The sequence below is a fragment of the Amycolatopsis sp. NPDC049691 genome (assembly GCF_040675005.1).
Taxonomy (GTDB): domain Bacteria; phylum Actinomycetota; class Actinomycetes; order Mycobacteriales; family Pseudonocardiaceae; genus Amycolatopsis.
Map to the genome: position 1 here is coordinate 111,585 of NZ_JBFANX010000022.1, position 24,084 is coordinate 135,668.

Here is a 24,084-nt window from a genome sequence, read left to right on the forward strand (position 1 = left end):
GCCATCTCCTCCTCGAACAGTTCGCGCCGCGCGAACCGCCACCGGACTCCAGGAGGGGCCATGCAGACCGACGCCATTCACCAGAGCCAGTTCGTGGTGCTGAACGAAAGCACCACGCCCGTCCTGTCCCGCCTGTCCTACCACGCCGACGAGCCCTTCGCGGTCACCGTGGCGTTCCGGACCGAGCGCGGCCGGTGGATCGAGTGGACCTTCGCGCGTGACCTCCTGGTGGCCGGCCTCGACGAGCCGGCGGGCCTCGGTGACGTCCGGATCCGCCCGGACCTGTCCGAGGACGAAGACTTCATGACCCTGGAAATCGAGTCACCGGACGGCTACGCGTCGTTCGAGCTCGAAGTCGAGGACGTCCGCACGTTCCTCGATGCCTCCTTCGAACTGGTGCCGCTCGGCGAAGAGAGCGCGCACTTCGACGTCGACGGGCTGATCGAGGAGATCAGCAACGTCTGACCCCCGAACCTCCCAATCCCGCGGCGAGGACGAAGGGCGGGTTTCGAGTGCGCTGGAGGCACTCGAAACCCGCCCTTTCGCTTCTCCGAAAAGGGATCAGCTGGTCTTCAGGGTGGTGCCGGTGCCGGACAGCGCGCCGGCGATCGGGTAGAAGTACGTCACGCTGGTGTTGCCGCCGGACAGGATGCCCTGCGCGTAGTTGCCGGCGATGAAGCCGCCGCCGGAGTCACCGGCCGCCGAGCGGACGTTGGTCGCGGTCATGCCGTTGACCGTGCCCTCGGAGTAGCGGACGCTCTGGTTCTTCGCGCCGATGGTGCCGCAGGTCCAGCCGGTGGTCGAGCCGGCCTTGCAGACCGACGAGCCGGTCGCCGCGTTCGACGACCCGCGCACCGCGGTCCCGTTGTTCATCTGCGCGACCGGAGTCCAGCTGCTGTTGGTCCGGACCGCCGCGTAGTCGACACCCGGGAAGCGGTAGGTGATCCAGCTGCCGAGCGCGGCGCCGTTCGACCCGGTCAGCGAGCCGCCGCCGGTGAGCGCGCCGCAGTGGCCGGCGGTGACGAAGCCGGTCGTGGTCGCGAAACCGACCGAGCAGCGCGCCGAGCCGCCGATGTAGTAGGCGTCCCCGCCGCGGATGTTGGCGTGCAGCGTGGGCTTCGAGGTCGCGTCGAGGATCGTGACCGACGACCTGTCCACACCGGACCGGGTGAGGAACGCGTCGGCCGCGGCGCGTTGGCCCTGCAGGACGGAAAGCGTGACGCGGTTGGTGACGGAGTCCACGCCCCAGCCGGTGATCGCGTACGGCGCCGAGCTGTCGAGGGCCTTGAACCTGTCCACAGTGGAGTCGAGCTGGCGGGCGCTGAACTTCACGACCTCCGCCTCGGCCCCGGCCGCCTGGATCTTGGCGACCGACGCGGCGTCCGTCGTCTGGATGTGCGCCTTGCCCGTGGCGGCGTTGTAGGTGGCGCCGCCGAACGCGTCGCCGAGCGTCGCGCTGACGGCCTCGGTGACCTTGTTCGCGACGTCTTCGCTCTTCAGCCGCGTCAGCACCTGGTCGTGGGTCAGGCCGAGGTCGCGCTGCATGGCGGGCACGATGTCCGGGTTCAGCAGGTCCTGGCCCGACGCGGGGACGGCGACCGCGACGAGCGCACCCGTCATCGTCACCGCGGCGGCAGCGGCACCGAAGAGTCTGGCGATCTTCATGCTTCTCCCTAGGTGGTTACGCGCGGCTCTGCACCGGCCACGCAGTGGTACTCCCCCGGGTGAGCGTCCCCGCAGTGGGCGTTACGGTGCAATCCGGGCGCCCGGCGAATGCGTATACGCATTCACTCCGGACGAATCCCCTGCTCCAAGCGCTCCGACCGGACGACTGTCACCCGGTCGGACAGGTCCTTAAGTAGGGTTTCCGTGAACTACTTTCAGTAGTCATCCCGCCACCCTGAACGTGTTAAGCACCGCCGGAACGCGCGAATCACCGACGTTTCGCACGCGCAGTGACGCAAGACCGGCGGATCCGGCGGCAAACCGGTGACAGCGGGTAGGCGGACGTGTGACGGTGGTACTGACCACCTATTCGGTTAATGGTTTACGGAGCGTCGAGCGCTGCTTAGGCTCCCGCGCACACCCCGGTAGGTCGAGGAGGGCGCGACATGTGGCTCACGGCTCCCCGCCCCACCACGGTGAGCGTCCGGTCGGGACCCGCCCGGCTGACCGGCCGCGACACCGAGCTCGACGCCATCGTCGACGTGCTCAAGCGGCGCCCGGCCGCCGTCCTGATCGAGGGCGAACCCGGCATGGGCCGCACCCGGTTGCTCGGGGAGCTCGGGCGCCGCAAGGAGTTCGACGGCGGCCGCGTGCTCACCGGCGCCTGCCAGCCGCTGCGGGAACCGTTCCCCTACGGCCCCGTCCTGGAAGCGCTTCACGGGGCCGGCGACGCGCCGCTCGGACCGCTCAGCCCCCTCACCGGCGTGCTGCGGCCACTGCTGCCGGAGCTCGCGGAAGCGCTTCCCGAGCGCCCCGAACCACTGCCCGATCCGGTCGCCGAACGCCACCGCGTCTTCCGCGCGGTGCGGGAACTCCTGCAGGCCTGCGGACCGACGCTCGTCCTGATCGACGACCTCCAGTGGGCCGACGAAGACACCCGCGACCTCATGCGGTTCCTCGCCGGCTCGATGCCGCCGGAACTGGCGGTGGTCGCCACCTACCGGTCGACGACCGACGCCGGGGCGGTGACCTGGAGTGCCCCCTTCCGGACCGACCCGGCCGTCCACTCCGCGCGGGTCGCGCTCGGTGCGCTCGACGTCGCCGCCGTGCGCGCGCTCGCGGTCGAAATCCTCGAACTGCCCCGCGTCACCGACGAGTTCGCGGCGAAGCTGCACGAGTGCACCGCCGGGATCCCGTTCGTGGTCGAGGAAACCCTGCGGGCCCTCCGCGAAGCGGCCGAGCGGCTGCCCGTCGGCGAAGTCCTTTCCGACCGGATGCTGGAGAACCTCGAAGTCCCCGTGCTGCTGCGGGAAGCCGTCACCGAACGGCTTTCCGCGCTGCCGGACACCGCTGTCCGGCTCGCCGGCGCGGCCGCGGTGCTCGGCGTCGGTGCCGAAGCCGCCGTGCTCGGTGAGCTGGCCGGCCTGTCCGACGACGCTCTCCGCACGGCGCTGCTCGCCGCGTTGTCCGGTGGCGTACTCGGCGAAGTCGGCGACAGCAAGTACGGCTTCCGGCATCCGTTGGCGCGCAAGGCGGTCTACGACACGGTGAGCGGACCCGAACGCGCATTGCTGCACGCGCAGGCGATCCGCGTGCTCGCCGCGCAACCGGCCCCGCCGTTGACGCTGCTGGCGCGCCATTCCCGCGCGGCCGGCCGCGTCGACCAGTGGCGGCACTACGCCGAAGCCGCCGCGGACGAGGCCGTCACGCGCGGCGAGACGTCCCGCGCGATCGACCTCCTGCAGTCGGTGCTCGCCGAGCCCGGCCCGGCGCAGTCCGACATCGGGCGCGTCGCCGGCAAGCTGAGCCAGGTCGCGCTGCGGGGCTTCCGACCCGACGTGATCGGCACGCTCCAGCGCGTCCTCGAAGAAGTGCCGCTTCCGCCGTCGGTCCGCGGCTCGATCCGGCTGAGCCTCGGCATGCTGCAGGTCCGGACCATCGGCGGGCTCGGCCGCGGGCGCCTCGAGGTCGAGCGCGCGGTCGGCGAGCTGACCGACCGGCCCGACCTCGCCGCGCGGGGGATCACGCTGCTCGCCCAGCCGATCGACGGGCTGACGCCGTTGTCCTGGCACGAATCCTGGCGCGCCCGCGCGGGCGAGGTGTACGAGCGGCTCGACGACCCCGAGCTGCGGCTCGCGCTGACCGTGGACCGCATCGCGGCCGCGTCGCACGTCGGCGACGGCTCGGCGTGGGCGGAGTTCGAGGCGCTCCCGGACACCGTCGGCACGGTCGCCGAGCGCGTCCAGCTGGCCCGGCTGTGGTGCAACCTCGCCGACGGCCAGTCGTGGGCGGGCCACCTCGACCGCGCGGAACGGCTGGTGACCGAGGGCGTCCGGCGCGCGACCGACGCGGGCGCGTTGTACGCGATCGGCCTGATCCAGGGCACCCGCGTCCGGCTCGACTGGGTGCGCGGGCGCTGGAGCGGCCTCGCCGAAGCCGCCGAGCAGCTGCGGGACAGCTACCCGGAACTGGGCCCGATCGTCATGGAGTCGTCGCTGGTGCTCGGCGGGCTCGCGGCCGTGCGCGGCGAGTTCGCCGCCGCGCAACGGCACCTGGCCGCGGCGAGCGTGCACGCGCCGGACCGCGGGCCGATCCCGGTCGTGCTGTCGGCGGCCGGGGTGCTGATCTCGGTGCTGCTGGCGACCGACGACGTCGACGGCGCGTGTGCGGCGGCCGACACGGCGGTGGCCGCGGCCGGACGCAAGGGCGTCTGGATCTGGGCGGCGGCGCTGGTCCCGGCGGCCGCCCAGGCATACGCGCGGGCCGGGCGCTGGCCGGAGGCCGACAGCGTGGTCGAGGCCTTCGCCCGCGGCATCGAAGGCCGGGACGCACCGGTCGCCGCGGCGGCGCTGGTGGCCGGCCGGGCGGTCTTGCTCGAAGCGCGGGGTAAGCACTTGGCCGCGGCGACGCTCTTCGACGAAGCCGCGTCGGGGTACGCGGCGCTGCCGATGCCCTACCCGGCGACGGCCATGCGCGAGCGGGCGGCGATGTGCCGCCTCGCCGCGGGCAACCGGGACGCCGTCGAGGAGCTGACCGCGGCGGCCGAGGCGTACGAGCAGCTGGGCGCCACCCGCGACGCCGGACGCTGCCGTCACCAGTTGCGCGAGCACGGCGCATGGGCGCCTTCGCAACGCGGGCGGCGCGGGTACGGGAGCGAGTTGTCACCGCGGGAACGCGAGGTCGCGCGGATGCTCGCGGAGGGCCGCACGAACCGGGAGATCGCGGACGGGCTGTTCCTCTCCCCGCGCACGGTCGAACAGCACGTCGCGAAGGTGCTGCGGAAGCTGGGTGCGCGGTCGAGAACGGACGTGGCGAGGAAGCTCCCGGGCGAGGTGACGACGGCACCGGCTGGCTAGCCGGGCCGGGTCGTCCTACTTTGGGCGCGTGACAGAAGAGGCACTTCCCGCCTGGCGCCGGCGGACCTCCGGGGAGACGCGCTGGCCCGCGATGGGCGTCGTCGTCGCCACTCTCGTGCTGCAGGTCGTCCTGCCCGACGACATGGCGCTGCACCCGTGGTGGCTGCTGCCGGCCGTCTCGGGGCTGCTCGTCGTCGCGCTGCTGCTCGCCAACCCGGGCCGGATGACGCAGTTCAGCGCCGTCGAACGGGTCATCTCGCTGCTGCTCGTCGCCACGGTGACCGCCGTGAACGCGTTTTCGGCCGTGTCGCTGGTCTACAACATCGCGACCGGTTCGATCGGCGACCGCGCCGGTGCCGTGCTGGTCACCGGCGGGATCGTCTACTGGACGAACATCGTCGCCTTCTCGCTCTGGTACTGGGAGTTCGACCGCGGTGGCCCCGGCAGGCGGGCTGCAGGCCGGGCGGAGTTCCCCGACCTGCAGTTCCCGCAGATGGCCGACCCGGACCTGGCGCACCGGGACTGGGAGCCGTCCTACCTGGACTACCTCTACTTCTCGTTCACGAACGCGGCCGCCTTCAGCCCCACCGACGTCATGCCGCTGCGGATCTGGGCGAAGATGACGATGATGCTGCAAGCCGTCATCTCGCTCATCCTGGCGGTGATGGTGGTGTCGTGGGCCATCAACAACCTGAAGTGACTCAGTGCCGCGAGATGGTGAAGCTCTGGCCGTCCGAGCCGATGGCGCCCGGGATCCACGTGTACCGGCCGCGGTCGTCGGCGTTCAGCGCGGACGGGCCGGTCGAGGCCAGGTTCGTCCCGTTGAACTTGACGCCGGTGAACGTGATCCCGCCCGAGATGCTCGGGTACGAGTCCGTCGGCGACTCGATGATGGCCTCCGCCGACGCGTGCTTCGACGTCAGCGACTTCGTCGTGGACTTGGACCAGCCCTTGGTCGTGTCGGACAGGTCCAGCCGGTAGGTGTTCGTGGCGGTGCGGGTCACGGTCGCGGTGATGTGGTCGCCCGCGCTGACCGACACGTTGTAGTACACCGGCGCGGCCGGGTACATCTCGTACCAGGCCGAGTACACCGGACGGCCGCTGGAGCAGTCCGTCTCGACGCCGGTCTGCTCCACTGTGGACGATCCGTCGCCGTCGATGCCGACCCACGGCGCGAACAGGTCGTTGGTGGAGGTGCAGCTCACCGACGGCTCGGTCCAGCTCGCCGTCGCCGTCGTGAAGCTGCCGAAGCTGACGTAGCCACCCCAGTTGCCGCCGGAGAACTGGTGGCCGTGGAAGTGCGAACCGTACTCGACCGCGGCGTGCGCGGTGCCGGAAACAGCCAAGCCGGCGGCAGCAGCGGCAACCGCCGTGAGGACGCGGGCAGCACGCGACGCGAGGATTCGGGACATGCGGGGACTCCGTTCACCGATGGGGACCGGGAAAACCGTGTCCCCAAGTGTTGGAGCCGCACCGAAAAGAAGGTAGCTACTTTCGAAGGGTCTTCACATTCCGGGAAATACTCACCAATTTGCCGGATTTGAACGAAAAGACCCGTGAAGGCCTTCGCGGGGGAAAAGGCCTTCACGGGTCCATGACGCTCACCTACCGCCCGGTCAGGTGAGCGGGGCTTCAGCCCTGCTTCGCGGCCGCGTCGACGAATTCGGTCGTGTAGGTCTTCGACAGGTCGATCGAATCCTTCTTCGGCTGCACGTTCTTCGAGAAGCTGGAAAGCACCTCGAGCACGTTCTTCGCGCCGTCGGCGTCCATCTTGCCGTCGCCGTTGAACATCCCGATGCTGTCCTTGATGGACTTGACGTACAGCGCCTTGTCACCGCCGCTGTAGGACGGCGGCATCTTCGCCGCGATCTCCTCCGGGCTGTGCTGGCCGATCCACTTCAGCGTGGCCACGAACGCGTTGGCCAGCTTCTGCACGGCGTCCTTGTTGCGGTCCACGAAGTCGCAGCTCATGTACAGCGACGACGCCGGGTACAGCCCGCCCAGCGCGGCCTTCGTGCCCTCGGGCGTGCGCAGGTCGTAGAGCACCTTCGCCTTGCCCGTGTTGGTCAGCTGCGCGATCGTCGGGTCGGTCGTCATGCCACCGTCGATGCCGCCGTTGTCCAGGCTCGCGATGAACGTCTGCCCGGCGCCGACCTTCACCGGCGTGTACTGGTCGGCCCCGACGCCCGCCTTGGCCGCCAGCGCCTTCGTCAGGAAGTCGGTGGACGACCCGAGCGACGTCACGCCCAGCTTCTTGCCCTTGAAGTCGGCCGAGCTCTTGATCGCGTCGGCGTGCTTGGTGCCGACGACCTCGGCCTCACCCGGGATGTTGGCCAGCTGCACCACGCTCTTGATGCACTGGTCCTTGGCCTGCAGGTCGATCGTGTGGTCGTAGAACCCGACCACGCCCTGCACCTGCCCGGCGACGAGCGCGGTCTCGGCGTTGGCGCCCGACTGCTCGCTCTGCAGCTCGACGTCGATGCCCTGCGCGGCGAAGTTGCCGAGCTGCTGGGTGAGCATGGCGGGCAGGTAGATGACCTTCTCCAGGCCACCGACCATGATCGTGACCTTCGGCTTGCCCCCCTCGCCCGTCGCCGCGGTGCGGGAGTCCTGGCAGGCGGTGGTCAGGCCGGCCACCGCGGTCAGCGCGGTGACCGCGACGGCGATCCGGCGAATCCTCATCGATTCGGTCCTTTCAGATGACGGTCTGGCTGGAGGTGGACATCGAGGGCCGCCACCGCAGCAGCCGGTTCTCGAGGTTTCCGATGCCCCACTCGGCGACCAGTGCGACGACGGTGATGATGATCATGGCGGCGTAGATGCCCGCCGAGTCGAACGTGCCCTGCGCGTTCGAGATGAGGAAGCCGATGCCGGCCTTGGAGCCGGCGTACTCGCCGACGACCGCGCCGATCAGCGCGAAGCCGAACGCGGTGTGCAGCGACGAGAGGATCCACGACGTCGCGCTCGGCAGCACGATCGCCTTGATCACCTGCATCCGGCCGGCGCCGAGGATGCGCGCGTTGTCGATCAGGTTGCGGTCCACCTCGCGGGCGCCGGTGAAGGCGTTGAAGAACACCACGAAGAACACGAGCACGACGACGGTGGCGACCTTCGACGCCAGCCCGAGGCCGAACCAGATGACGAACAGCGAGGCGAGCACGATGCGCGGAACCGCGTTGGCGGCCTTGATGAACGGCGCGAGCACGTCGGCCAGGTACTGGCTGCGGCCCAGGATCACGCCGAAGATCACGCCGGCGACCGCACCGATCGCGAAGCCGACCAGCGCCTCCTCGACCGTGACCCACAGCTGGTACCAGAGCGAGCCGAAGTCGGTGCCGCTCGTGACCCACTGGCTCAGCCGCTCCCAGATGCGGGACGGCTTGGAGTAGAAGAACGGGTCGATCCAGTAGGTCGCGGTCAGCTCCCAGCTGCCGAGCCAGGCGACCACGAGGGCCAGCCGCAGCAGCCAGGTGTTGCGCCTGCGCCGGGACGTGGCCCGCTTCGCCTTCGTCAGGATGTCCTGCTCGGTTTCGAGCACCGGCAGGGAAGCGGCCGGGGCCGCGGGAGTCTCAAGCGACATTGGTCGCTCCCTTCTCGCGGGCCTTGTCGACCTCGCTGCGCAGCGATTCCCAGATGTCCGCGTAGAGCTTGCGGAACTCCTCGGTCAGCCGGAGGTCCTCGACCTTCCGCGGCCGCTCCAGGGGAATCTCGAAGACGTCCTTCACGGTCGCCGGCGACGTCGTGAGCACGACGACCTTGTCCGCCAAGGCGATCGCCTCGTCGAGGTCGTGCGTCACGAAGATGACCGCCGCACCCGAACCGGACCACAGCCGCAGCAGCTCGTCCTGCATCAGCGCCCGCGTCTGGACGTCCAGCGCCGAGAACGGCTCGTCCATCAGCATGATCTTCGGCTTGGTGACCAGGGTCTGGGCCAGCGCGACGCGCTTGCGCATGCCGCCGGAGAGCTGGTGCGGGTAGTACTTCTCGAACCCGGCGAGCCCGACCCGGGCGATCCAGTCGACGGCCTGCGCGCGGGCCTCGGCCTTCGGCACACCGCGGAAGCGCGGGCCGGAAGCGACGTTGTCCAGCACCGAACGCCACGGCATCACCGCGTCGGTCTGGAACATGTAGCCGACACCGTCCGGAATGGACTTCACGTCCTCGCCGTTCACCCGCACCCGGCCGGCGGACGGCGGCTGCAGGCCGGAGACCAGCGAGAGCGTCGTCGACTTGCCGCACCCGGTGGGGCCGACGACGGCGACGAACTCGCCGGGCTGCACGGTCATGGTCAGGTCGCGGACGGCCGTGTGCACGGAACCGGACCCGCTCGGGAACCGTTTGGTGGCTCCGGTGAGTTCGATCAGTGGGGGAACCATGGGGAGGTGACTCCTTCGTCACGTGGTGGGGCTCACGTTGGGAAGGGACGTTAAGCAGCCGTTGCGTCGAGGTGAAGCTTGTCGACGTTCTCCGCGCGAGCTGTGCGTTCTGAATGTTTTGCTCATTTAGCGCACGGCGCTGACCAGGGGGTATGGTTCCGAGCCATGCCAAAGTGGGCGCTCTTCCCGCGCATGCGGTTCAGCAGGCAGGTGCTGCTGCTGCAGATCGGCGTGGTCCTCCTCGTCGTCGGGATCGGCGTCGCGCTGGTCAGCGTGCTGCTGAGCCACACGCTCACCGACCAGTACGGCCGCCGGGCGCTGGCCATCGCGAAGTCCGTCGCCGCGGACCCGGTCGTCGTCGCCAACGCGGCCGCCAAGATTCCCGGCGGGGCCCTCGAGGAACGCGTCCTGGCCGTCACGGCGGCCAATGACGCGCTGTTCGTCGTGATCACCGACGACAAGGGCATCCGGCTCGCGCACCCGACGCCGAGCGAAATCGGGAAGCCGGTCAGCACGCCCCCGGACGTGGCCCTCGCCGGCGGCGACGAGGTCAGCGCGGTGCAGAGCGGGACGCTCGGCCTGTCGGTCCGCAGCAAGACGCCGATCTGGGCGCCGGGCCACCAGCGGGTCGTCGGCGAGGTCAGCGTCGGCTTCGACGTGGCCGATCCGACCGGCGCGTTCAACCAGCTCCTGGTGATCACGCTGCTGTTCGCCGGCGGCGCGCTGCTGCTCGGCGCGGGCGCGTCGGCGCTGCTGAACCGGCGGCTGCGGCGCGTCACGCACGGCCTCGAACCGCACGAGCTGACCGAGCTGCTCTACGAACGCGAAGCCGTGCTGCACGGGATCGGCGAAGGCGTGCTCGCCGTCGACGAGGCGAACCGCGTCTCGGTGCGCAACGACGAGGCCGAACGCCTGCTCGGCACCGAACTCCCGCTCGGCGCGGGCCTTTCCGAACTGGAGCTTTCGCCGCGCCTGCACAAGGCCGTCGCCGAAGGACGGCCGGTCGACAACCTCCTCGCGGTGGCCGGAAACCGCGTCCTGGTGGTCAATTCGCGCGCGGTCCGGCTGGACGACCGGGACATCGGCACGGTGCTGACCTTCCGCGACCGCACCGACCTCGACACGCTCACCCGTGAGCTCGACGGCATCCGCGCCCTCTCCGACGGCCTGCGCGCGCAGCGGCACGAGTTCGCCAACCGGCTCCACACGCTCTACGGGCTGCTCCAGCTCGGCCACCACACCGAGGCCGTCGAGTACCTGCAGACGCTGACGGACTCGCCGTCGGCGCGGCCGAGCGAGCTGGGCGACGCCGTCGCCGACCCGTACCTGCAGGCGCTGCTCGTCGCGAAAACCGAGCAGGCGCAGGAAAAGGGGCTCACGCTCAAGCTCGCCGACGACACGTGGGTGCCCACGACCGTGACCGACCCGATCGCCGCGAACACCGTGATCGGCAACCTCGTCGACAACGCGCTGCACGCCGCCCGGATGGGTCCGCGACGGCCCGCGACCGTCGAAATCAGCCTGCTGGCCGAGGGCGACACGCTGCACCTGTCCGTTGTGGACAGTGGGCCCGGCGTGCCGGAAGACCTGCGGGGGACATTGTTCGACGAAGGCGTCTCGACGAAGATCGCGCCCGGCCACGGGCTCGGGCTGGCGCTGGCCCGCCAGGCCGCGCGCGCCCACGGCGGCGACGTCTGGCTGGCCGGTCCGGGCGACGCCGAGACGGGTGCCCTGTTCGTCGCGAAACTGCCCGGAATGCTGACGGAGGACGGATGATCCGCACGCTCATCGTCGACGACGACTTCCGGGTCGCCGGGGTGCACGCCGGGTTCGTCGAGGAGGTCGAGGGCTTCGCGGTGGTCGGCACCGCGCACACCGCCGCCGAGGCACGGGCGAGGGTGCGCGAGCTGGCGCCCGACCTGATCCTGCTCGACGTCTACCTGCCCGACGAGTCCGGCCTCGCGGTGCTGCCGGAGCTGCAGACCGACACGATCGTGCTGTCCGCGGCGACCGACAGCGCGTCCGTCGCGGCGGCGATCCGGGCCGGCGCGCTGAACTACCTGATCAAGCCGTTCACCACGCGCCAGCTCGCGGACCGGCTGACGTCGTACGCGCGCTTCCGCGGCCTGCTCGCCGAAGACCGCGCGCTGGCCCAGGACGACGTCGACCGCGCGTACCGCGTGCTGCACGACCAGGACCGCACGTCGGCGCCGAAAGGCCAGTCGACGGCGACGTCCCGGCTGGTTTCCGAACAGCTGCGGCGTGCCGGGCGGCCGCTGTCGGCCGCGGAGGTGGCGGGCGAGCTGGGCATGGCGCGGGCGACGGCGCAGCGGTACCTGACGGCGCTCGCCGAGTCGGGGACCGTCCAGATGCGCCTGCGCTACGGCGCCACGGGGCGACCCGAGCACGAATACCGCTGGAGCGACGCCTGAGACGTCAGCGGCGCGTGGTCGTCGTCGTGTCCGCGCGGTACTGGTACTGCTGCATCATGCTTTCGGCCACGCCGACCCAGGACTGGACGAGGTTGGCCGACGTCGGCGTCGGCGACGGCAGGTCGACGCGGGCCTCGTCGGTCTCCGGCTGCTTCTTCTTCGGTTTCGCCTGCGCCTGGACGTTCTTCTCGGCCGGTTTCGCGGGCACCGGCACGTACACGGTCGTCGGGGCCGGCGTGGCCACCGGCGCCTGCGGGGGCTGCGGCTGGGGCGCGGGTGCCTCGGCGACGGCCGGGCGCGCGTCCAGCTGGGCGACGTCGGCCGGGGCCGAGCCGAACAGGCTGCCGGTGGCCAGGCCGCCGGCCAGCCAGCCGGCCGCGACGAGCAGCACCGCGGCGCCGCTGCCCAGCCACGTGCGGGCGCGGCGCCGGATCACCACCGACTTCGGCCGCAGGTCCTGGTCGCACACCGGCGTGCGGGTGAAGATCGGCTCGGCGGCCGGCACGTCGTCGTCGGTGCGACGGCGCCGCGGCAGGCTCGCGGCGACGATTCCGGTGCGGTCCAGCAGTTCCACCGCGGTGCGGTCGCTGGACGAACGGGTCGCACTGCGCGGTGCGGTGCGAAGCATCGGGGACCTCCGGGACGGGACTGGCGGACCTCACGCATTCTGGACCATTTCGGACGACGCTGTCAGAAAGGCAACCCCAATGAGTGAAAGCTCAGTTGCCCATTTGTTTGAGTCCCATGCGCGCGAGGACCGCCAGCGGCCGCTGGTACGCCGAGCCCAGCACGCGCGGGATGGCGTCGATGACGTAGGCGTCCGGTCCGATGAGGATCCGCGCCGACTTCCGTTCGATGCCGCGCAGGATCGTCTGCGCCGCCTTCTCCGGCGTCGTCCGCGCGATCCGTTCGAAACCCTGGGCGGCCTGCTCCTGGTCGTCGGCGATGCTGCGCGCGTTGCGCACGATGTTCGTCTTGATCCCGCCGGGGTGCACGCAGCTCACCGCGACCGGGTGCCGCGCGATCAGCATTTCCTCGCGCAGCGCCTCGGTGAATCCGCGGACGGCGAACTTCGCCGCGTTGTACGCGCTCTGCGTCGGCACCCCGACGAAGCCGAAGACGCTGGAGATGTTCACGACGTGCCCGTCGCCGGAGGCGATCAGGTGCGGCAGGAACGCCTTCGTGCCGTTCACGACGCCGCCGAGGTTGACGCCCATCAGCCAGTCGTAGTCCTCGAAGGTCATCTCCTCGACGGTCGCGCCCAGCGCCACGCCCGCGTTGTTCACGACGACGTTGACGCGGCCGAACTCCTCGGCGACCTCGTCGGCGTGGGCCAGCACGGCGGCACGGTCGGCGACGTCCAGTGGGTACGCGCGGGCGTTGTCGCCGGCGAGCTTCGCGGTCTCCTCCGCGTTCGCGGCGTTGACGTCCGAGAGGGCGACGCGCGCCCCGCGGCGCGCGAACTCGAGCGAGAGCGCCCGCCCGATCCCCGAACCGGCTCCCGTGACCACCACGACCTTGCCCGCGAACTGCTTCATCGGCCCTCCGCCCGGTTGGTGTTACTCCCGAGTTACGGATACTAGCGGCTGTGAGGTTGCTGTGGGTGCGCTGATCGTGTCGCTCCGGCACCTTAAGGTGATGGGGTCGGTGCCCCGGTGAGAGCGACGAGGAGGCGATGCGCGTGCGGCGGCCCGCCGTCCTGCTCATCTTCGCCGCGGTCCTGCTGCTCGGCGCGGCCTTCGTCGTCTTCGCGACCCGGCCGGCGCGGACCGCGAGCGCGACCCCGCCGGACACCGGGGTCGTCGAAGCGGCGCCGGTCTCGACACCCGACCTGCCCACGGGGTCCAGCCCGGCGGTCGGCGCGCTGTTCCTCGACGGCGCGCACTACTGCACCGCCAGCGTCGTCCACAGCGACCAGGGCGACGTGCTGCTGACCGCGGCCCACTGCATCCACGACGGCGAGGGCGGCGGCTACCTCACCGGCGTCACCTTCGCGCCCGGCTACCACGACGGCGTCGCGCCGTTCGGCTACTGGACGGTGAGCGACGAGCTCGTCGCGCCCGGCTGGAGCTCCTCGTCGGACCCGGACCTCGACGTCGGCTTCGCCACCGCGCACCAGGCCGGCGCCACGAAACCACTGGAAAGCCTGGTCGGGGCGAACACCCTGGCGACCGGCACGGCGTTCGAACAGGCCATCACGCTCACCGGCTACCCGGACGACTCCGAGGTGCCCGCGGTCTGCCGGAACACCACGAGCCGGCAGGACACCTACCAGCTGAAAGTCGACTGCGTGGGCTTCCCGACCGGCACCAGCGGCGGCCCGTGGGTCACCGCGGAGGACCCGAAGACCCGCCTCGGCACGGTCGTCGGCGTCATCGGCGGCTTCGAGTACGGCGGCGACGACCCGGACACGTCGTACTCGAGCTACTTCGACACGGACGTCCAGGCCCTCTACCGGCAGACGACCGCACGGGCATGATGCGCGTATGAGCGATCCCGTCGACGTACCCATCACCGGCGAGCCCATCCGGCTCGGCCAGTTCCTCAAGCTCGCCGGCCTCGCCGAAGACGGCTCCCACGCGAAGGACCTGATCGACGCGGAGGAGGTCACGGTCAACGGCGAGGTCGAGACCCGCCGCGGCCGCCAGCTGACCGACGGCGACGTCGTGGCGGTCGGCAAGGACCGCGGCAAGGTCGTCCTGGTGTCCTAACCGACGCTGGTCAGCGGCGGCAGGCCGATCGACGCGGCCAGCGCGTCCAGCTCGCGGCGCACCGGGCCGGGCAGCGGCACCCCCAGCGCCCGGCACTGCTCGAGGTGCTGGGCCTCGCGCCAGCCGGGGTAGCGGATCGGCGCGCCGCCCTCCCAGCCGAGCATGCTGCCGAACAGCGCGCTGGCCGCCCGGTAGAAGCCGTCGGCGCTGCGCAGCGTCGTCGGCGCGATCGCCAGCACGAGCAGGCCGGTGTCGTGTTCGTGGTCCGCGACGCCGGAGAGCACGCCGGCGAGGACCTCGACCAGCAGCGTCAGGCCGGCGGCTTCCTCACCCGGCTTGTCCATGTCGAAGACGAACTCGGGGTACGCGCCCCCGGGCGCGGCCATGCCGAGCGGGTTCATCGGCTGGCCGGGTTCCCCGCCCGCGGCGAGCACCAGCCCGATCATGGCGTGCGGCAGCGCGCGGGCGGCGTGGTGCCCGGCCCGGCCGAACGGCCCGATCCCGCGCAGCGAAACGAGCCCGACGCCGAAGCGCCCGGCCCGCGCCACCGCCCGGTCCATGGCGTCGCCGACGGCCCAGAGCCCGGACGCGCGGCGGTAGTCGAGCAGCGCGGCGGCCCCGCGGTCGGCGATCATCAGCGGCTCGGCGTGCGGCACGACGAGCCCGGCTTCCAGCAGGGGCAGGTGGACGCGGGTCAGGTCGGCGACGCCGGTGTCCGGCGAGCCGGTCAGATCGCCGTGGCAGAGCGCTTCCGCGGCGATGCGGGCGCGCGCTTCGGGGAAGCCGTGCGCGGCGAAGACGTGTGCCACGAGGGTGACCAGCTCGTCGGCTCGCACCCTCGGCCAGGCCTGTTCGGGGATCGGGGTTTCCGGCGTTTCTTCTTCGAGGATGCGGGGTTCGGGGCGGGCGGAGCGGAAGGGACGCGGTCTGAGAGGCACTTCCCCGACATTGCCCAAGCGCGGGTCAGGGCGTCAACGAGGTTCGCCCGGCCCTACCCGACCGTGTGATCGGGACGTCCGAAGCGACGTACCCTGGGCGGCATGTGCCGAAACATCACCACTCTCCGGGGGCTCGAGCCCGCCGCGACGGGCGAGGAGATCGAGGCCGCCGCCCGCCAGTACGTCCGCAAGGTGACCGGCGTGCAGTCGCTGTCGGACGCGACCCGCGAGCCGTTCGAAGCGGCGGTCGCCGAGATCACGCGGATCACCGCGGAACTGCTCGAGCAGCTGCCCGCGCGCCGTCAGCCACCGGCGACCGTGCCACCGCTGCGCCGCCCCGAGGTCCGGGCGCGGATGGCGGCCCAGGCGCTCAAGCGGCCGTAAATTGTCGGACCCCGTCGCTAGGCTGCCCGCATGGCTGGACAGGCTTTGGTTTTGGGTGGCGGCGGGGTCGCCGGGATCGCGTGGACGACGGGCTTGCTCACGGGGCTGGCCGAGCACGGCCAGGACCTGACGGGCGCGGACCTGCTCGTCGGGACCTCGGCGGGCTCGGTCGTCGCGGCGCAGGTGACGAGCGGGACGGCGCTGGACGAGCTGTACGCGCGCCAGGTCGACCCGGCGCGGCAGACACGGGAGATCCCGGCGGAGATCGACTTCGAGAAGTTCGCCGCGGCCTTCGGCGAAGCGGTCACGGGCTCGACGAACCCGGCCGAGATCCGCCGCGCGATCGGCGAAATGGCACTGGCGGCCGAGACGGTGTCCGAAGTGGACCGCCGAGCGGTGATCGAGGCGCGGCTGCCGGTGCACGAGTGGCCGGAGCAGCGGCTGGTGATCGTGGCGGTGGACGCCTCGACCGGCGAGCCCCGCCGGTTCGACAAGGCATCAGGGGTGTCCCTGGTGGACGCGGTGGCGGCGAGCTGCGCGGTCCCGGGAATCTGGCCGGCGGTGACGATCGACGGCAGGCGGTACGTGGACGGCGGGGTCCGATCGGCGGAGAACGCGGACTACGCGACGGGGTACACGCGCGTGACGGTGGTGTCGCCGCTGGGGGTGGACGCGCCGTTGCCGATGGAGAAGCCGCTGCTGGAGGTCCTGGAGGATTTGCGGACGGCGGGTGCGGAGGTCACGTTGATCACCCCGGACGAGGCATCGGTGGCGGCGATCGGCGAGAACCCGCTGGACCCGGCAACGCGAACCCCGGCGGCGGAGGCGGGACGGGCTCAGGGGGCGGCGTTGACGCTCAGCTGGACGTAGGCCGGCGGGGCGGGGCCTGCGCCAGGGTTTTGCGGCGGCCGGGGTCGGCGGCGGAGCCGCGATTGCGGCGGGGCCGCGGTCGGCGGCAGGGCCGCGGTCGCAGCGGAGCCGCGGTCGGCGGCAGGGTCGGGGTCGCAGGGGAGCCGGGGTTGCGGCGGGACCAGGGTTTGCGCGGCCCGCGGTCGGCGGCGGAGCCAGGGTCGGCGGCAGGCCGGGTGCTGCAACCCGCGGTCCACGGCGGGCGGGAAGTGTGCAGCCAAGTCCCTGTCTACCGGGGGGGGTGCGGCGAGCCGCCGGTGCGTGCGGAGCCGGGAAGCGCTCCGAGAGCCGGCCAGGCCAATCAGCGCCGGGCCGGGCAGCCGCCGACCGTCCCCCTGCCTGCAGCCGCCAAAGCAACCCCGCCCCCACCGGAACCCGGGCCTGGGCAACCACATCCGCCCGCGGCAAGCCCATCGCGCCCCGTCCCGAAGCCCGCCCGGGCAGCTCCGCGAACTTCGTCGGCTACCCTCGTGGGGCGAGGTAGCGTGTCCGAGCGGCCGAAGGAACATGTCTTGAAAACATGCGAGGGGGCAACCTCTCCGTGGGTTCGAATCCCACCGCTACCGCTCCGGACCCCGGGCGCGGAGTAGCCGCGCCCGGGTTCAGCCCTCCACCTCGGACAAGTGGCCCAGCACCCGGTCGAACGCCGCCGCGATCGTCGCCTGTTCCTCGGGGCTCAGCAGGTCGATCAGGTGCTCGCGCACCCCCTCCACGTGCGTCGGTGCCGCCTTCTCCAGCAGGGCCTTGCCCTCCTCCGTCAGCTCCGTGATGACCCCGCGCTTGTCCTCCGGGTCGCGCACGCGCCGGACGACGCCCGCTTCCTCGAGGCGGCCGACCTGGTGGGAGAGCCTGCTCTTCGTCGATCCCATCAGCACCGCCAGCTCCGACATCCGCATCCGGTAGCCGTCCTGCATCTCCAGGCAGACGAGCACCTCGTAGTCGGTCAGCGACACGTCGTGCCGCTCGGCCAGTTCGCGGTGCAGCCGCTGCCGCAGCCGGAGGGTCGCCACGATGTAGGAGCGCCACGCCGCCATCTCGGCTTCGTTCAACCAACGCACAGGCCGCTCCTCGCTCATAAGGCAGCCTAGAACGCTGATCAAGGGACCGCGCGGTCCGAGTCCGAACTGCGCGCGGCTGAAAACGCCACCGCAACATCGCCCGAAGGTGGGGTTACGAAAAGGTTGAGACTCGGCCGGAAAAGGCGCATTCTGCTTGTCGGCGGATGGTCGGCCAGGGTAGGGCGCGGCGACGGTGACGTGCCGGCCCGGCTCCCCGCCGGGAGAGGTCAGGTGGTTGCGTGGCGGGTGATTCTCGCGGTTGACCGCCGGCTGTGTCCCCGCGACCGGAACGGTTCACAAACGGGCCGGGCGCGATTGCGAACAGCCACCTACGCGCGGGCTTCCATGCGTTCACGCATACGGCGTCGATCGGGCCTGTGTCAGGTCACGACCTCGGCAGTCGTGACGACAGCGCCTGAACGCCGGCCCCGACGCGGCCAACCGCTCGACCAAAGACAAACCTCGGTACAGAGCCTGGGTTCGGCCGCCAGCGCGACGGTCGGGCCCAGGCTCGTTACCATTTGCCGGTGAGATTCGACGACGACGCCGGCCTGGACGCCTCCGAAGTCCAGGACCTGCGCGGAAGCGGTGGAGGCGGCGGCGGGATCGGCGGCCGTGTTGCGCTCGGCGGCGGTGGACTGGGCGTCGTCGGGCTGATCATCTACTTCGTGCTCTCCCAGCTCGGCGGCGTGAGCATCGGCGGCGGGAACGGCCTGAGCGGCGGGCTCGGCAGCGTCGGCTCCGGCCAGCAGGTCGACAACTCCAAGCTCGCGAGCGAGTGCAAGACCGGCGCGGACGCCAACAAGAACCACGACTGCGCGATCGTCGCGATCGTCAACTCCGTCCAGGACTACTGGACGCAGCAGTTCTCCCGCTCCGGCTCGACCTACCGCAAGGCGCCCACGAACTTCTTCAACGGCGGCGTGCGCACCGGCTGTGGCAGCGCCACCTCCGACACCGGCCCGTTCTACTGCCCGGCCGACTCCGAGGTCTACATCGACCTGTCCTTCTTCGACGAGCTGAAGTCCCGCTTCGGCGCGCAGGGCGGCCTCTTCACCGAGGCCTACGTGCTGGCCCACGAGTACGGCCACCACGTCCAGAACCTGCTCGGGACGTCGAAGAAGGGCACCGGCACCGGCCCGACGTCCGGTTCGGTGCGCCTGGAACTGCAGGCCGACTGCTACGCCGGCGTCTGGGGCAACCACGCCTCGACGACGCCGACCGAGAGCGGCAAGCCGCTGATCACCGACGTCACGCAGGACGACATCGCGTCGGCGCTGGACACCGCGTCCCGCATCGGCGACGACTACATTCAGCAGAACCTCGGCGGCGGCCAGGTCGACCGCTCGAAGTTCACCCACGGCACGTCCGCGCAGCGCAAGAAGTGGTTCACCACCGGCTTCCAGACCGGCGACCCGGCCCGCTGCGACACCTTCGGCACCAGCAATCTGGGCTGAGCCACGAAGAAGGGGCCGTCCCACCCGGGACGGCCCCTTCGTTCTGTGCTCAGGCGGTCAGCGCGTGCGGGTCACCCGACACGGCGTGCGCCGTGAGGGACCGCTGGGTCGACCGCTTCTGCGCAGTCAGCGACTTCGACTTGGCCTGGCCGGGCTGGACGCCGTTGATGCTCTCGGTGCTCGTCGCGTAGACGCCGAGGGCCCAGGCGACGCCGTCCGCGTTGCGGTCGAGCGCGACCCGGTCGATGTTGCCCAGGTTGTCGCAGGCCTGGTGGTAGCACGGGTCGAACGCGATGCCGGCCGTGCCGCCCCACTTCGCCGCCTGCGCCGGCGTCTTCAGCACCTCGGCGCCGGTGTCCAGGCCGCCGGCCGGGATGCCGACGGCGATGAACTCGCCGTAGTCCGAGCGGCCGGTGAAGTCGGTGCCCTCGAGCGACACACCCCGCGCGGCCTGCATGAAGTCGACGAAGGTCTTCTCGATCTGCGCCGAGCCGTACGGGCCGGCGCCCGCGCCGACGCCGTCGGAGTTGTCGCCGTCGTAGGCGAAGTACCCGGCGTTCGGCGAGCCGATCATGTCGAAGTTCAGGTACAGCGCGATGTCCAGCTGCTGCTCGAAGCTCAGCTGGTCGACGTAGTAGGTCGAGCCGATCAGGCCGAACTCCTCCGCGCTCCAGAAGCCGAAGCGGACGGCGTTGTTGACCTTCGGGCTGCTCCCCAGCTGCAGCGCGGTCTCGAGCAGGGTTGCCGAGCCGGTGCCGTTGTCGTTGATGCCCGGGCCGGCCGGGACGCTGTCGAGGTGCGACCCCAGCATCACGACGTTGTCCTTGCGGCCGGTCTTGGTCTCGGCGATGACGTTGTAGCTGGTCCGCGCCTCCTGGAAGGCGCGCAGCTCCAGGGTCACGTTCTGCCCGCCGAGCGTGGCCAGCTGCGCCCCTGCGGCCGCCGTCACGCCGCCGGTCGGGATCTTCGCGTTCTCCGGGCCGCCGAGCGTCCCGTTCAGGTCGCCGTCGGTGTTGTTGTAGACGATGGCGCCAACCGCGCCCGCCGCCGCGGCGGTCTGCTGCTTCTGCGCGAACGAGCAGCCACCGCGCTTGATCAGCGCGATCTTGCCCGCGACGTCCGCGGTGTAGTCGGTGGCCTCGCAGCCGCTGGTGTCGTCGACCGCGACCACGGAAAGCGGCGCGGTGATGCCGCCGACGGGCGTCGAGACGGTGTACTCCATCGCGATCACCGGGACGTTCTGGCCGCCCGCGGTCAGCTTCTCGGCCAGGGTTTCGGAGTAGGTGAACGGGAACTCCTGGCGGGTGACCTGGAAGCCGGCCGCTTCGAGCTTCGTCGCGATGTACTCGGCGGACTTCTGGTGGCCCGCGGTGCTGGCCGCCCGGGTGCCGCCGTTGGTGTCGGCGATCCGCTGCAGGGCGATCAGGTGCCGGTTGACGCCGTTGACGTCGACCTTCTTGACGAGTTGCTTGGCCAGTGCGGGACCGTCGGGGACCGTCGTCGCGGCGGCGGCCGGGGTGAGGCCAAGCGCCAGCGTCGCGCCGGCGGCGATGGCCGCCGGCGGGAGGAATCTCTTTCGGAAGAGTGACATGGTTGCTCACCTTTGTTCCGAATGAGAAGTACGTCAATGCGTCATTCGGCGGGAACTTCGGCCCCCGGGATACAGTCGACACATGTACGCGATCACCATCCGTGAACCAGGTGACCCGGAAGTTCTCGAGTGGGCGGAGGTCGCGGATCCGCGTCCCGGCCCCGGCGAAGTGCTGGTGGACGTCGCGGCGAGCGCGGTGAACCGGGCCGACCTCCTGCAGCGCCAAGGCCACTACCCGCCGCCGCCCGGGGCGAGCGAAACGCTCGGCCTCGAATGCTCCGGGACGATCGCGGAACTCGGCGAAGGTGTCGAAGGCTGGAACATCGGCGACGAGGTGTGCGCGCTGCTCGCGGGCGGCGGCTACGCGGAGAAGGCCGCCGTCCCGGCCGGGCAGCTGCTGCCGGTACCGGGCGAGATCGACCTGATCACGGCGGCCGCGCTGCCCGAGGTGGCCTGCACGGTGTGGGCGAACGTCGTGATGCACGCGAAGCTCACCGAAGGCGAGGTGCTGCTGGTCCACGGCGGCGCCGGCGGCATCGGCACGCACGCCATCCAGGTCGGCAAGGCGCTGGGCGCGACCGTCGCCGTCACCGCGGGTTCGGCCGACCGCCTCGAGAGCTGCCGCCAGCTCGGCGCCGACATCACGATCAACTACAAGGACCAGGACTTCGTCGAGGTCATCAAGAAGGAGACGGGCGGCGCGAACGTCATCCTCGACAACATGGGCGCGTCCTACCTCGGCCGCAACGTCGACGCGCTGGCCCAGGACGGCCGCCTGGTGATCATCGGCATGCAGGGCGGGGTGAAGGGGGAGCTGAACGTCGGCGCGCTGCTCGGCAAGCGGGCGTCGGTGTTCGCGGCGGGCCTGCGCTTCCGGCCGCTGGAGCAGAAGGCCGCGATCGTCGCCGACGTCCGCGACCGGCTGTGGCCGCTGGTCGCCGACGGCCTGGTGAAGCCGATCGTCGGCCAGGTCGTGCCGATGGCCGAAGCCGCGACCGCGCACCGCGTCCTCGAAGAGGGCAGCGTGTTCGGCAAGGTCCTGCTGGCGGCGAAGTCCTAGCGCAGTTCTTCGAGCACCCGCACGAGCTGGTTGATCTCGAAGACGTTGGAGTAGTGGGCGAGCCCGATCCGCACGGCGCCGCCCACTTCTCCGACGCCCAGCGACGCGAAAACGCCCGCCGTCCCGTCGTCGGCGAAGGCGCACAACCCCTGCGAAGCGAGGTATTCGGCGACTTCGGGCGCCTTCTTGCCGGCGACGGCGAAGGCGAGCGCGGGGATGCGGCGCATCGCGTTGCCGATGACCATGATGTGCCGCAGCGACAGCAGTTCCGTCGACAGCTGCGCGAGCAGGCCGGCGTGGTACGACTTCGCCGAGCCGAGCGAGGTGACCAGCCGCTCGCGGCGTGACCCGGTGGCGGCGTCGTCGAGGCCCGCGAGGTAGTCGATCGACGCGATCAGGCCGGCCAGCAGCGGGTAGGCGTGCGGGCCCAGCTCGAGGCGGGCGGCGCCGCGCGCCATCGGGTCGAGCGAGACCGACGGGATCCGCTCGATCAGCTCGGGGTCGCGGAAGACGAGCGCGCCCACCGACGGGCCGCCCCAGGCCTGCGCGGACACGACCATGACGTCGGCGCCGAGCGCGTTGATGTCCAGCGGCAGGAACGGCGCGGCGTAGGTGGCGTCGACGACGACGAGCGCGCCGACGCGCTTGGCGAACTCGATGATGGTCGGCACGTCCGGCCGGGTGCCGACGGACCCGGACGCGAGCGTGACGGCGACGGCCTTGGTGCGCGCCGACACGAGCTGCTCGTACTGCCACGCGGGCAGTTCGCACGTTTCAATGTCGATCTCACCCCAGCGCACGACGGCGCCGACGCGCTTCGCGGCCCGCTGCCACGGCGCGAGGTTGGCCTGTTCGTCGAGCCTCGACACGACGACTTCGTCGCCGATGGTCCAGCGCTCGGCGAGCGCGTCGCAGAGCCGGCGCAGCATCACCGGCGCGCTGGGCCCGAGCACGACGGCGGCCGGGTCGGCCCCGACCAGGTCGGCCACGGCCCGGCGGGCCGCGGTCACGATGCTTTCCGCGCGCTGTGAGGCCGGAAACGCTCCGCCCGGCCCGGACACCGGGGCGCGCATCGCCGTGGAAACGGCCGAAGCGACCTGTTCCGGGACCAGCATTCCGGCGGCGCCGTCGAAGTGAATCCAGCCGTCACCCAGCGCGGGAAAGAGCCCACGGATACGAGCGACGTCGAACGCCATGGGGACACCGTACGGACGTGCGGTTTCGCCGTGCGTCCGGGGTTGGGTGGAGAGCCACCGGGAACCCGTTCAGCCGCTACGCTCGGAGACGGACACCCCTCGGGTGTCGCGGAGCGTGGCGGACGCAAGCCAGGATGGAGCACATGACCGAGCCGAACTTCACAGCCGGTGACGCTGGCCAGGAATCTTCACCCCACGTGGTGGTCGTGGGCCCGGACGGCACCCCGGTGGGCGCGGCGAAGCTGCCCGCCTCCGACGGGGAGCAGGAGTCGGTCGGCGACCTCGTCGAAGAGCCGGCGAAGGTGATGCGCATCGGCACGATGATCAAGCAGCTGCTGGAGGAGGTCCGCGCGGCCCCGCTGGACGACGCGTCCCGCAACCGGGTGCGCGAAATCCACCAGACGTCGGTGAAGGAGCTGGCGGCGTCCCTGGCGCCGGAGCTCCAGGACGAGCTGGAGCGGCTGGTCCGCCCGTTCACGGACGACTCGACGCCGTCGGACGCGGAACTGCGGATCGCCCAGGCGCAGCTGGTGGGCTGGCTGGAGGGGCTGTTCAGCGGAATCCAGACGGCGCTGTTCGCCCAGCAGATGGCGGCCCGGGTCCAGCTCGAGCAGATGCGGCGGGGGTTGCCGGCGGGGCCGTCCGCGGCTGGGCATGGACACGACGGCGGCCACGGGCCGGGGATTTCGGGGACGGGCCAGTACCTCTGACGGAGGTTGTCCACAGACCGGGGGGCCTGTGGACAACCTCTGTGGACAACTCGCTTTGCGGCGGGTTTTGTCCTTGGGCGCCGGTAGACTGGACCAGGGGACGCCCCCCCAGGGAAGGGCGGGGGCCGCTTTCCAGCGGTGGTTGCAACACCTGAGTCTTCAGGAGTTGCGCAGGTCCAGGCTGGATCGAGACCGAGCCGGGTCGGCGCGCTGAGCGGCGTGGCAGGCCGTTGATCGAGGA

Annotated in this window: 23 protein-coding genes and 1 tRNA gene; 13 read left to right on the top strand and 11 right to left on the bottom strand. The window is 71.2% G+C overall.

The window, feature by feature from the left end; genetic code table 11:
- The first annotated feature begins 60 nt into the window (after positions 1-60).
- Positions 61-465, top strand: coding sequence for an SsgA family sporulation/cell division regulator (locus AB0J40_RS37720; protein ID WP_364463304.1), 405 nt, complete (start codon positions 61-63; stop codon positions 463-465).
- 96 nt (positions 466-561) lie between these two features.
- Here AB0J40_RS37720 and AB0J40_RS37725 read toward each other — a convergent pair whose 3' ends face one another.
- A complete protein-coding gene (locus AB0J40_RS37725) occupies positions 562-1,665 on the bottom strand; it encodes a S1 family peptidase (protein ID WP_364463307.1) in 1,104 nt (367 codons plus the stop codon).
- Between the two features lie 446 nt (positions 1,666-2,111).
- Between AB0J40_RS37725 and AB0J40_RS37730 the strand changes: the two genes are divergently transcribed.
- Together AB0J40_RS37730 and AB0J40_RS37735 are read left to right on the top strand one after the other, a co-directional pair.
- Complete coding sequence (locus AB0J40_RS37730; RefSeq protein WP_364463310.1) at positions 2,112-5,021, top strand: AAA family ATPase; 2,910 nt, start codon at positions 2,112-2,114, stop codon at positions 5,019-5,021.
- 91 nt (positions 5,022-5,112) lie between these two features.
- A complete protein-coding gene (locus tag AB0J40_RS37735) occupies positions 5,113-5,721 on the top strand; it encodes a hypothetical protein (RefSeq protein WP_364463443.1) in 609 nt (202 codons plus the stop codon).
- A 1-nt stretch (position 5,722) separates the two neighbouring features.
- Here AB0J40_RS37735 and AB0J40_RS37740 read toward each other — a convergent pair whose 3' ends face one another.
- The 4 genes from AB0J40_RS37740 to AB0J40_RS37755 all read right to left on the bottom strand — a co-directional run bounded on the left by AB0J40_RS37740 (position 5,723) and on the right by AB0J40_RS37755 (position 9,397).
- Positions 5,723-6,433 (bottom strand): G1 family glutamic endopeptidase, encoded by a 711-nt coding sequence (locus AB0J40_RS37740; protein WP_364463312.1) that lies wholly within the window; start codon positions 6,431-6,433, stop codon positions 5,723-5,725.
- A 220-nt stretch (positions 6,434-6,653) separates the two neighbouring features.
- Complete coding sequence (locus tag AB0J40_RS37745; RefSeq protein WP_364463314.1) at positions 6,654-7,703, bottom strand: ABC transporter substrate-binding protein; 1,050 nt, start codon at positions 7,701-7,703, stop codon at positions 6,654-6,656.
- A gap of 13 nt (positions 7,704-7,716) precedes the next feature.
- The gene (locus AB0J40_RS37750; RefSeq protein WP_364463317.1) at positions 7,717-8,601 is read right to left on the bottom strand and encodes an ABC transporter permease; all 885 of its coding nucleotides are present in this window, start codon (positions 8,599-8,601) and stop codon (positions 7,717-7,719) included.
- Positions 8,591-9,397, bottom strand: a complete 807-nt coding sequence (locus AB0J40_RS37755) for an ABC transporter ATP-binding protein (RefSeq protein WP_364463320.1) — start codon at positions 9,395-9,397, stop codon at positions 8,591-8,593. Before AB0J40_RS37755 ends, AB0J40_RS37750 begins: the two co-directional genes overlap by 11 nt.
- 192 nt (positions 9,398-9,589) lie before the next feature.
- Here AB0J40_RS37755 and AB0J40_RS37760 point away from each other — a divergent pair, with 192 nt between their 5' ends.
- Together AB0J40_RS37760 and AB0J40_RS37765 are read left to right on the top strand one after the other, a co-directional pair.
- Positions 9,590-11,173 carry a sensor histidine kinase gene (locus AB0J40_RS37760; protein WP_364463446.1) on the top strand — a complete coding sequence of 528 codons (1,584 nt, stop codon included), beginning with the start codon at positions 9,590-9,592 and terminating at the stop codon, positions 11,171-11,173.
- Entirely contained in the window at positions 11,170-11,829 is a 660-nt protein-coding gene (locus AB0J40_RS37765; protein ID WP_364463323.1) for a response regulator, read from the top strand. The genes AB0J40_RS37760 and AB0J40_RS37765 overlap by 4 nt, the downstream gene beginning before the upstream one ends.
- A 4-nt stretch (positions 11,830-11,833) precedes the next feature.
- Here the strand turns inward: AB0J40_RS37765 and AB0J40_RS37770 are convergent, their stop codons facing one another.
- Positions 11,834-12,457, bottom strand: coding sequence for a hypothetical protein (locus AB0J40_RS37770; protein ID WP_364463325.1), 624 nt, complete (start codon positions 12,455-12,457; stop codon positions 11,834-11,836).
- A 91-nt stretch (positions 12,458-12,548) separates the two neighbouring features.
- Complete coding sequence (locus AB0J40_RS37775) at positions 12,549-13,367, bottom strand: SDR family NAD(P)-dependent oxidoreductase (RefSeq protein ID WP_364463328.1); 819 nt, start codon at positions 13,365-13,367, stop codon at positions 12,549-12,551.
- Between the two features lie 137 nt (positions 13,368-13,504).
- On the opposite strand from AB0J40_RS37775, the gene AB0J40_RS37780 reads away from it, so the two are divergent.
- Both AB0J40_RS37780 and AB0J40_RS37785 read left to right on the top strand, forming a co-directional pair.
- Positions 13,505-14,308 (top strand): trypsin-like peptidase domain-containing protein, encoded by an 804-nt coding sequence (locus AB0J40_RS37780; RefSeq protein WP_364463331.1) that lies wholly within the window; start codon positions 13,505-13,507, stop codon positions 14,306-14,308.
- 7 nt (positions 14,309-14,315) lie between these two features.
- Positions 14,316-14,540, top strand: a complete 225-nt coding sequence (locus AB0J40_RS37785; protein WP_364463333.1) for an RNA-binding S4 domain-containing protein — start codon at positions 14,316-14,318, stop codon at positions 14,538-14,540.
- Here AB0J40_RS37785 and AB0J40_RS37790 read toward each other — a convergent pair.
- Positions 14,537-15,478 (bottom strand): Ldh family oxidoreductase, encoded by a 942-nt coding sequence (locus AB0J40_RS37790; RefSeq protein WP_364463336.1) that lies wholly within the window; start codon positions 15,476-15,478, stop codon positions 14,537-14,539. The genes AB0J40_RS37785 and AB0J40_RS37790 overlap by 4 nt on opposite strands.
- A gap of 102 nt (positions 15,479-15,580) precedes the next feature.
- On the opposite strand from AB0J40_RS37790, the gene AB0J40_RS37795 reads away from it, so the two are divergent.
- The 3 genes from AB0J40_RS37795 (at position 15,581) to AB0J40_RS37805 (ending at position 17,337) form a co-directional block, all read left to right on the top strand.
- Positions 15,581-15,862, top strand: a complete 282-nt coding sequence (locus AB0J40_RS37795; RefSeq protein ID WP_364463339.1) for a DUF2277 domain-containing protein — start codon at positions 15,581-15,583, stop codon at positions 15,860-15,862.
- A 30-nt stretch (positions 15,863-15,892) separates the two neighbouring features.
- Positions 15,893-16,732, top strand: coding sequence for a patatin-like phospholipase family protein (locus AB0J40_RS37800; RefSeq protein ID WP_364463342.1), 840 nt, complete (start codon positions 15,893-15,895; stop codon positions 16,730-16,732).
- 518 nt (positions 16,733-17,250) lie between these two features.
- Positions 17,251-17,337, top strand: a tRNA-Ser gene (locus tag AB0J40_RS37805).
- Between the two features lie 36 nt (positions 17,338-17,373).
- Here the strand turns inward: AB0J40_RS37805 and AB0J40_RS37810 are convergent.
- A complete protein-coding gene (locus tag AB0J40_RS37810; protein ID WP_364463345.1) occupies positions 17,374-17,847 on the bottom strand; it encodes a MarR family transcriptional regulator in 474 nt (157 codons plus the stop codon).
- Positions 17,848-18,356: 509 nt separating this feature from the next.
- Here AB0J40_RS37810 and AB0J40_RS37815 point away from each other — a divergent pair.
- Positions 18,357-19,286 carry a neutral zinc metallopeptidase gene (locus AB0J40_RS37815; protein ID WP_364463348.1) on the top strand — a complete coding sequence of 310 codons (930 nt, stop codon included), beginning with the start codon at positions 18,357-18,359 and terminating at the stop codon, positions 19,284-19,286.
- Positions 19,287-19,335: 49 nt separating this feature from the next.
- Here the strand turns inward: AB0J40_RS37815 and AB0J40_RS37820 are convergent, their stop codons facing one another.
- A complete protein-coding gene (locus AB0J40_RS37820; protein WP_364463350.1) occupies positions 19,336-20,877 on the bottom strand; it encodes a M28 family metallopeptidase in 1,542 nt (513 codons plus the stop codon).
- A gap of 82 nt (positions 20,878-20,959) precedes the next feature.
- Here AB0J40_RS37820 and AB0J40_RS37825 point away from each other — a divergent pair, with 82 nt between their 5' ends.
- Positions 20,960-21,937 carry an NAD(P)H-quinone oxidoreductase gene (locus AB0J40_RS37825; RefSeq protein ID WP_364463353.1) on the top strand — a complete coding sequence of 326 codons (978 nt, stop codon included), beginning with the start codon at positions 20,960-20,962 and terminating at the stop codon, positions 21,935-21,937.
- Here AB0J40_RS37825 and AB0J40_RS37830 read toward each other — a convergent pair.
- On the bottom strand, positions 21,934-23,133 hold the full coding sequence (locus tag AB0J40_RS37830) for a cysteine desulfurase-like protein (protein ID WP_364463356.1): 1,200 nt from the start codon (positions 23,131-23,133) through the stop codon (positions 21,934-21,936). The two genes, AB0J40_RS37825 and AB0J40_RS37830, sit on opposite strands and share 4 nt — an antisense overlap.
- A gap of 134 nt (positions 23,134-23,267) precedes the next feature.
- Here AB0J40_RS37830 and AB0J40_RS37835 point away from each other — a divergent pair, with 134 nt between their 5' ends.
- A complete protein-coding gene (locus tag AB0J40_RS37835; protein WP_364463359.1) occupies positions 23,268-23,843 on the top strand; it encodes a bacterial proteasome activator family protein in 576 nt (191 codons plus the stop codon).
- Positions 23,844-24,084: the final 241 nt, after the last annotated feature.

Coding starts and splice junctions, on each gene's coding strand:
- AB0J40_RS37720 (WP_364463304.1), top strand. CDS start 61: ATGCAGACCGACGCCATTCACCAGAGCCAGTTCGTGGTGCTGAACGAA.
- AB0J40_RS37725 (WP_364463307.1), bottom strand. CDS start 1,665: ATGAAGATCGCCAGACTCTTCGGTGCCGCTGCCGCCGCGGTGACGATG.
- AB0J40_RS37730 (WP_364463310.1), top strand. CDS start 2,112: ATGTGGCTCACGGCTCCCCGCCCCACCACGGTGAGCGTCCGGTCGGGA.
- AB0J40_RS37735 (WP_364463443.1), top strand. CDS start 5,113: ATGGGCGTCGTCGTCGCCACTCTCGTGCTGCAGGTCGTCCTGCCCGAC.
- AB0J40_RS37740 (WP_364463312.1), bottom strand. CDS start 6,433: ATGTCCCGAATCCTCGCGTCGCGTGCTGCCCGCGTCCTCACGGCGGTT.
- AB0J40_RS37745 (WP_364463314.1), bottom strand. CDS start 7,703: ATGAGGATTCGCCGGATCGCCGTCGCGGTCACCGCGCTGACCGCGGTG.
- AB0J40_RS37750 (WP_364463317.1), bottom strand. CDS start 8,601: ATGTCGCTTGAGACTCCCGCGGCCCCGGCCGCTTCCCTGCCGGTGCTC.
- AB0J40_RS37755 (WP_364463320.1), bottom strand. CDS start 9,397: ATGGTTCCCCCACTGATCGAACTCACCGGAGCCACCAAACGGTTCCCG.
- AB0J40_RS37760 (WP_364463446.1), top strand. CDS start 9,590: ATGCGGTTCAGCAGGCAGGTGCTGCTGCTGCAGATCGGCGTGGTCCTC.
- AB0J40_RS37765 (WP_364463323.1), top strand. CDS start 11,170: ATGATCCGCACGCTCATCGTCGACGACGACTTCCGGGTCGCCGGGGTG.
- AB0J40_RS37770 (WP_364463325.1), bottom strand. CDS start 12,457: ATGCTTCGCACCGCACCGCGCAGTGCGACCCGTTCGTCCAGCGACCGC.
- AB0J40_RS37775 (WP_364463328.1), bottom strand. CDS start 13,367: ATGAAGCAGTTCGCGGGCAAGGTCGTGGTGGTCACGGGAGCCGGTTCG.
- AB0J40_RS37780 (WP_364463331.1), top strand. CDS start 13,505: ATGCGCGTGCGGCGGCCCGCCGTCCTGCTCATCTTCGCCGCGGTCCTG.
- AB0J40_RS37785 (WP_364463333.1), top strand. CDS start 14,316: ATGAGCGATCCCGTCGACGTACCCATCACCGGCGAGCCCATCCGGCTC.
- AB0J40_RS37795 (WP_364463339.1), top strand. CDS start 15,581: ATGTGCCGAAACATCACCACTCTCCGGGGGCTCGAGCCCGCCGCGACG.
- AB0J40_RS37800 (WP_364463342.1), top strand. CDS start 15,893: ATGGCTGGACAGGCTTTGGTTTTGGGTGGCGGCGGGGTCGCCGGGATC.
- AB0J40_RS37810 (WP_364463345.1), bottom strand. CDS start 17,847: ATGAGCGAGGAGCGGCCTGTGCGTTGGTTGAACGAAGCCGAGATGGCG.
- AB0J40_RS37820 (WP_364463350.1), bottom strand. CDS start 20,877: ATGTCACTCTTCCGAAAGAGATTCCTCCCGCCGGCGGCCATCGCCGCC.
- AB0J40_RS37825 (WP_364463353.1), top strand. CDS start 20,960: ATGTACGCGATCACCATCCGTGAACCAGGTGACCCGGAAGTTCTCGAG.
- AB0J40_RS37830 (WP_364463356.1), bottom strand. CDS start 23,133: ATGGCGTTCGACGTCGCTCGTATCCGTGGGCTCTTTCCCGCGCTGGGT.
- AB0J40_RS37835 (WP_364463359.1), top strand. CDS start 23,268: ATGGAGCACATGACCGAGCCGAACTTCACAGCCGGTGACGCTGGCCAG.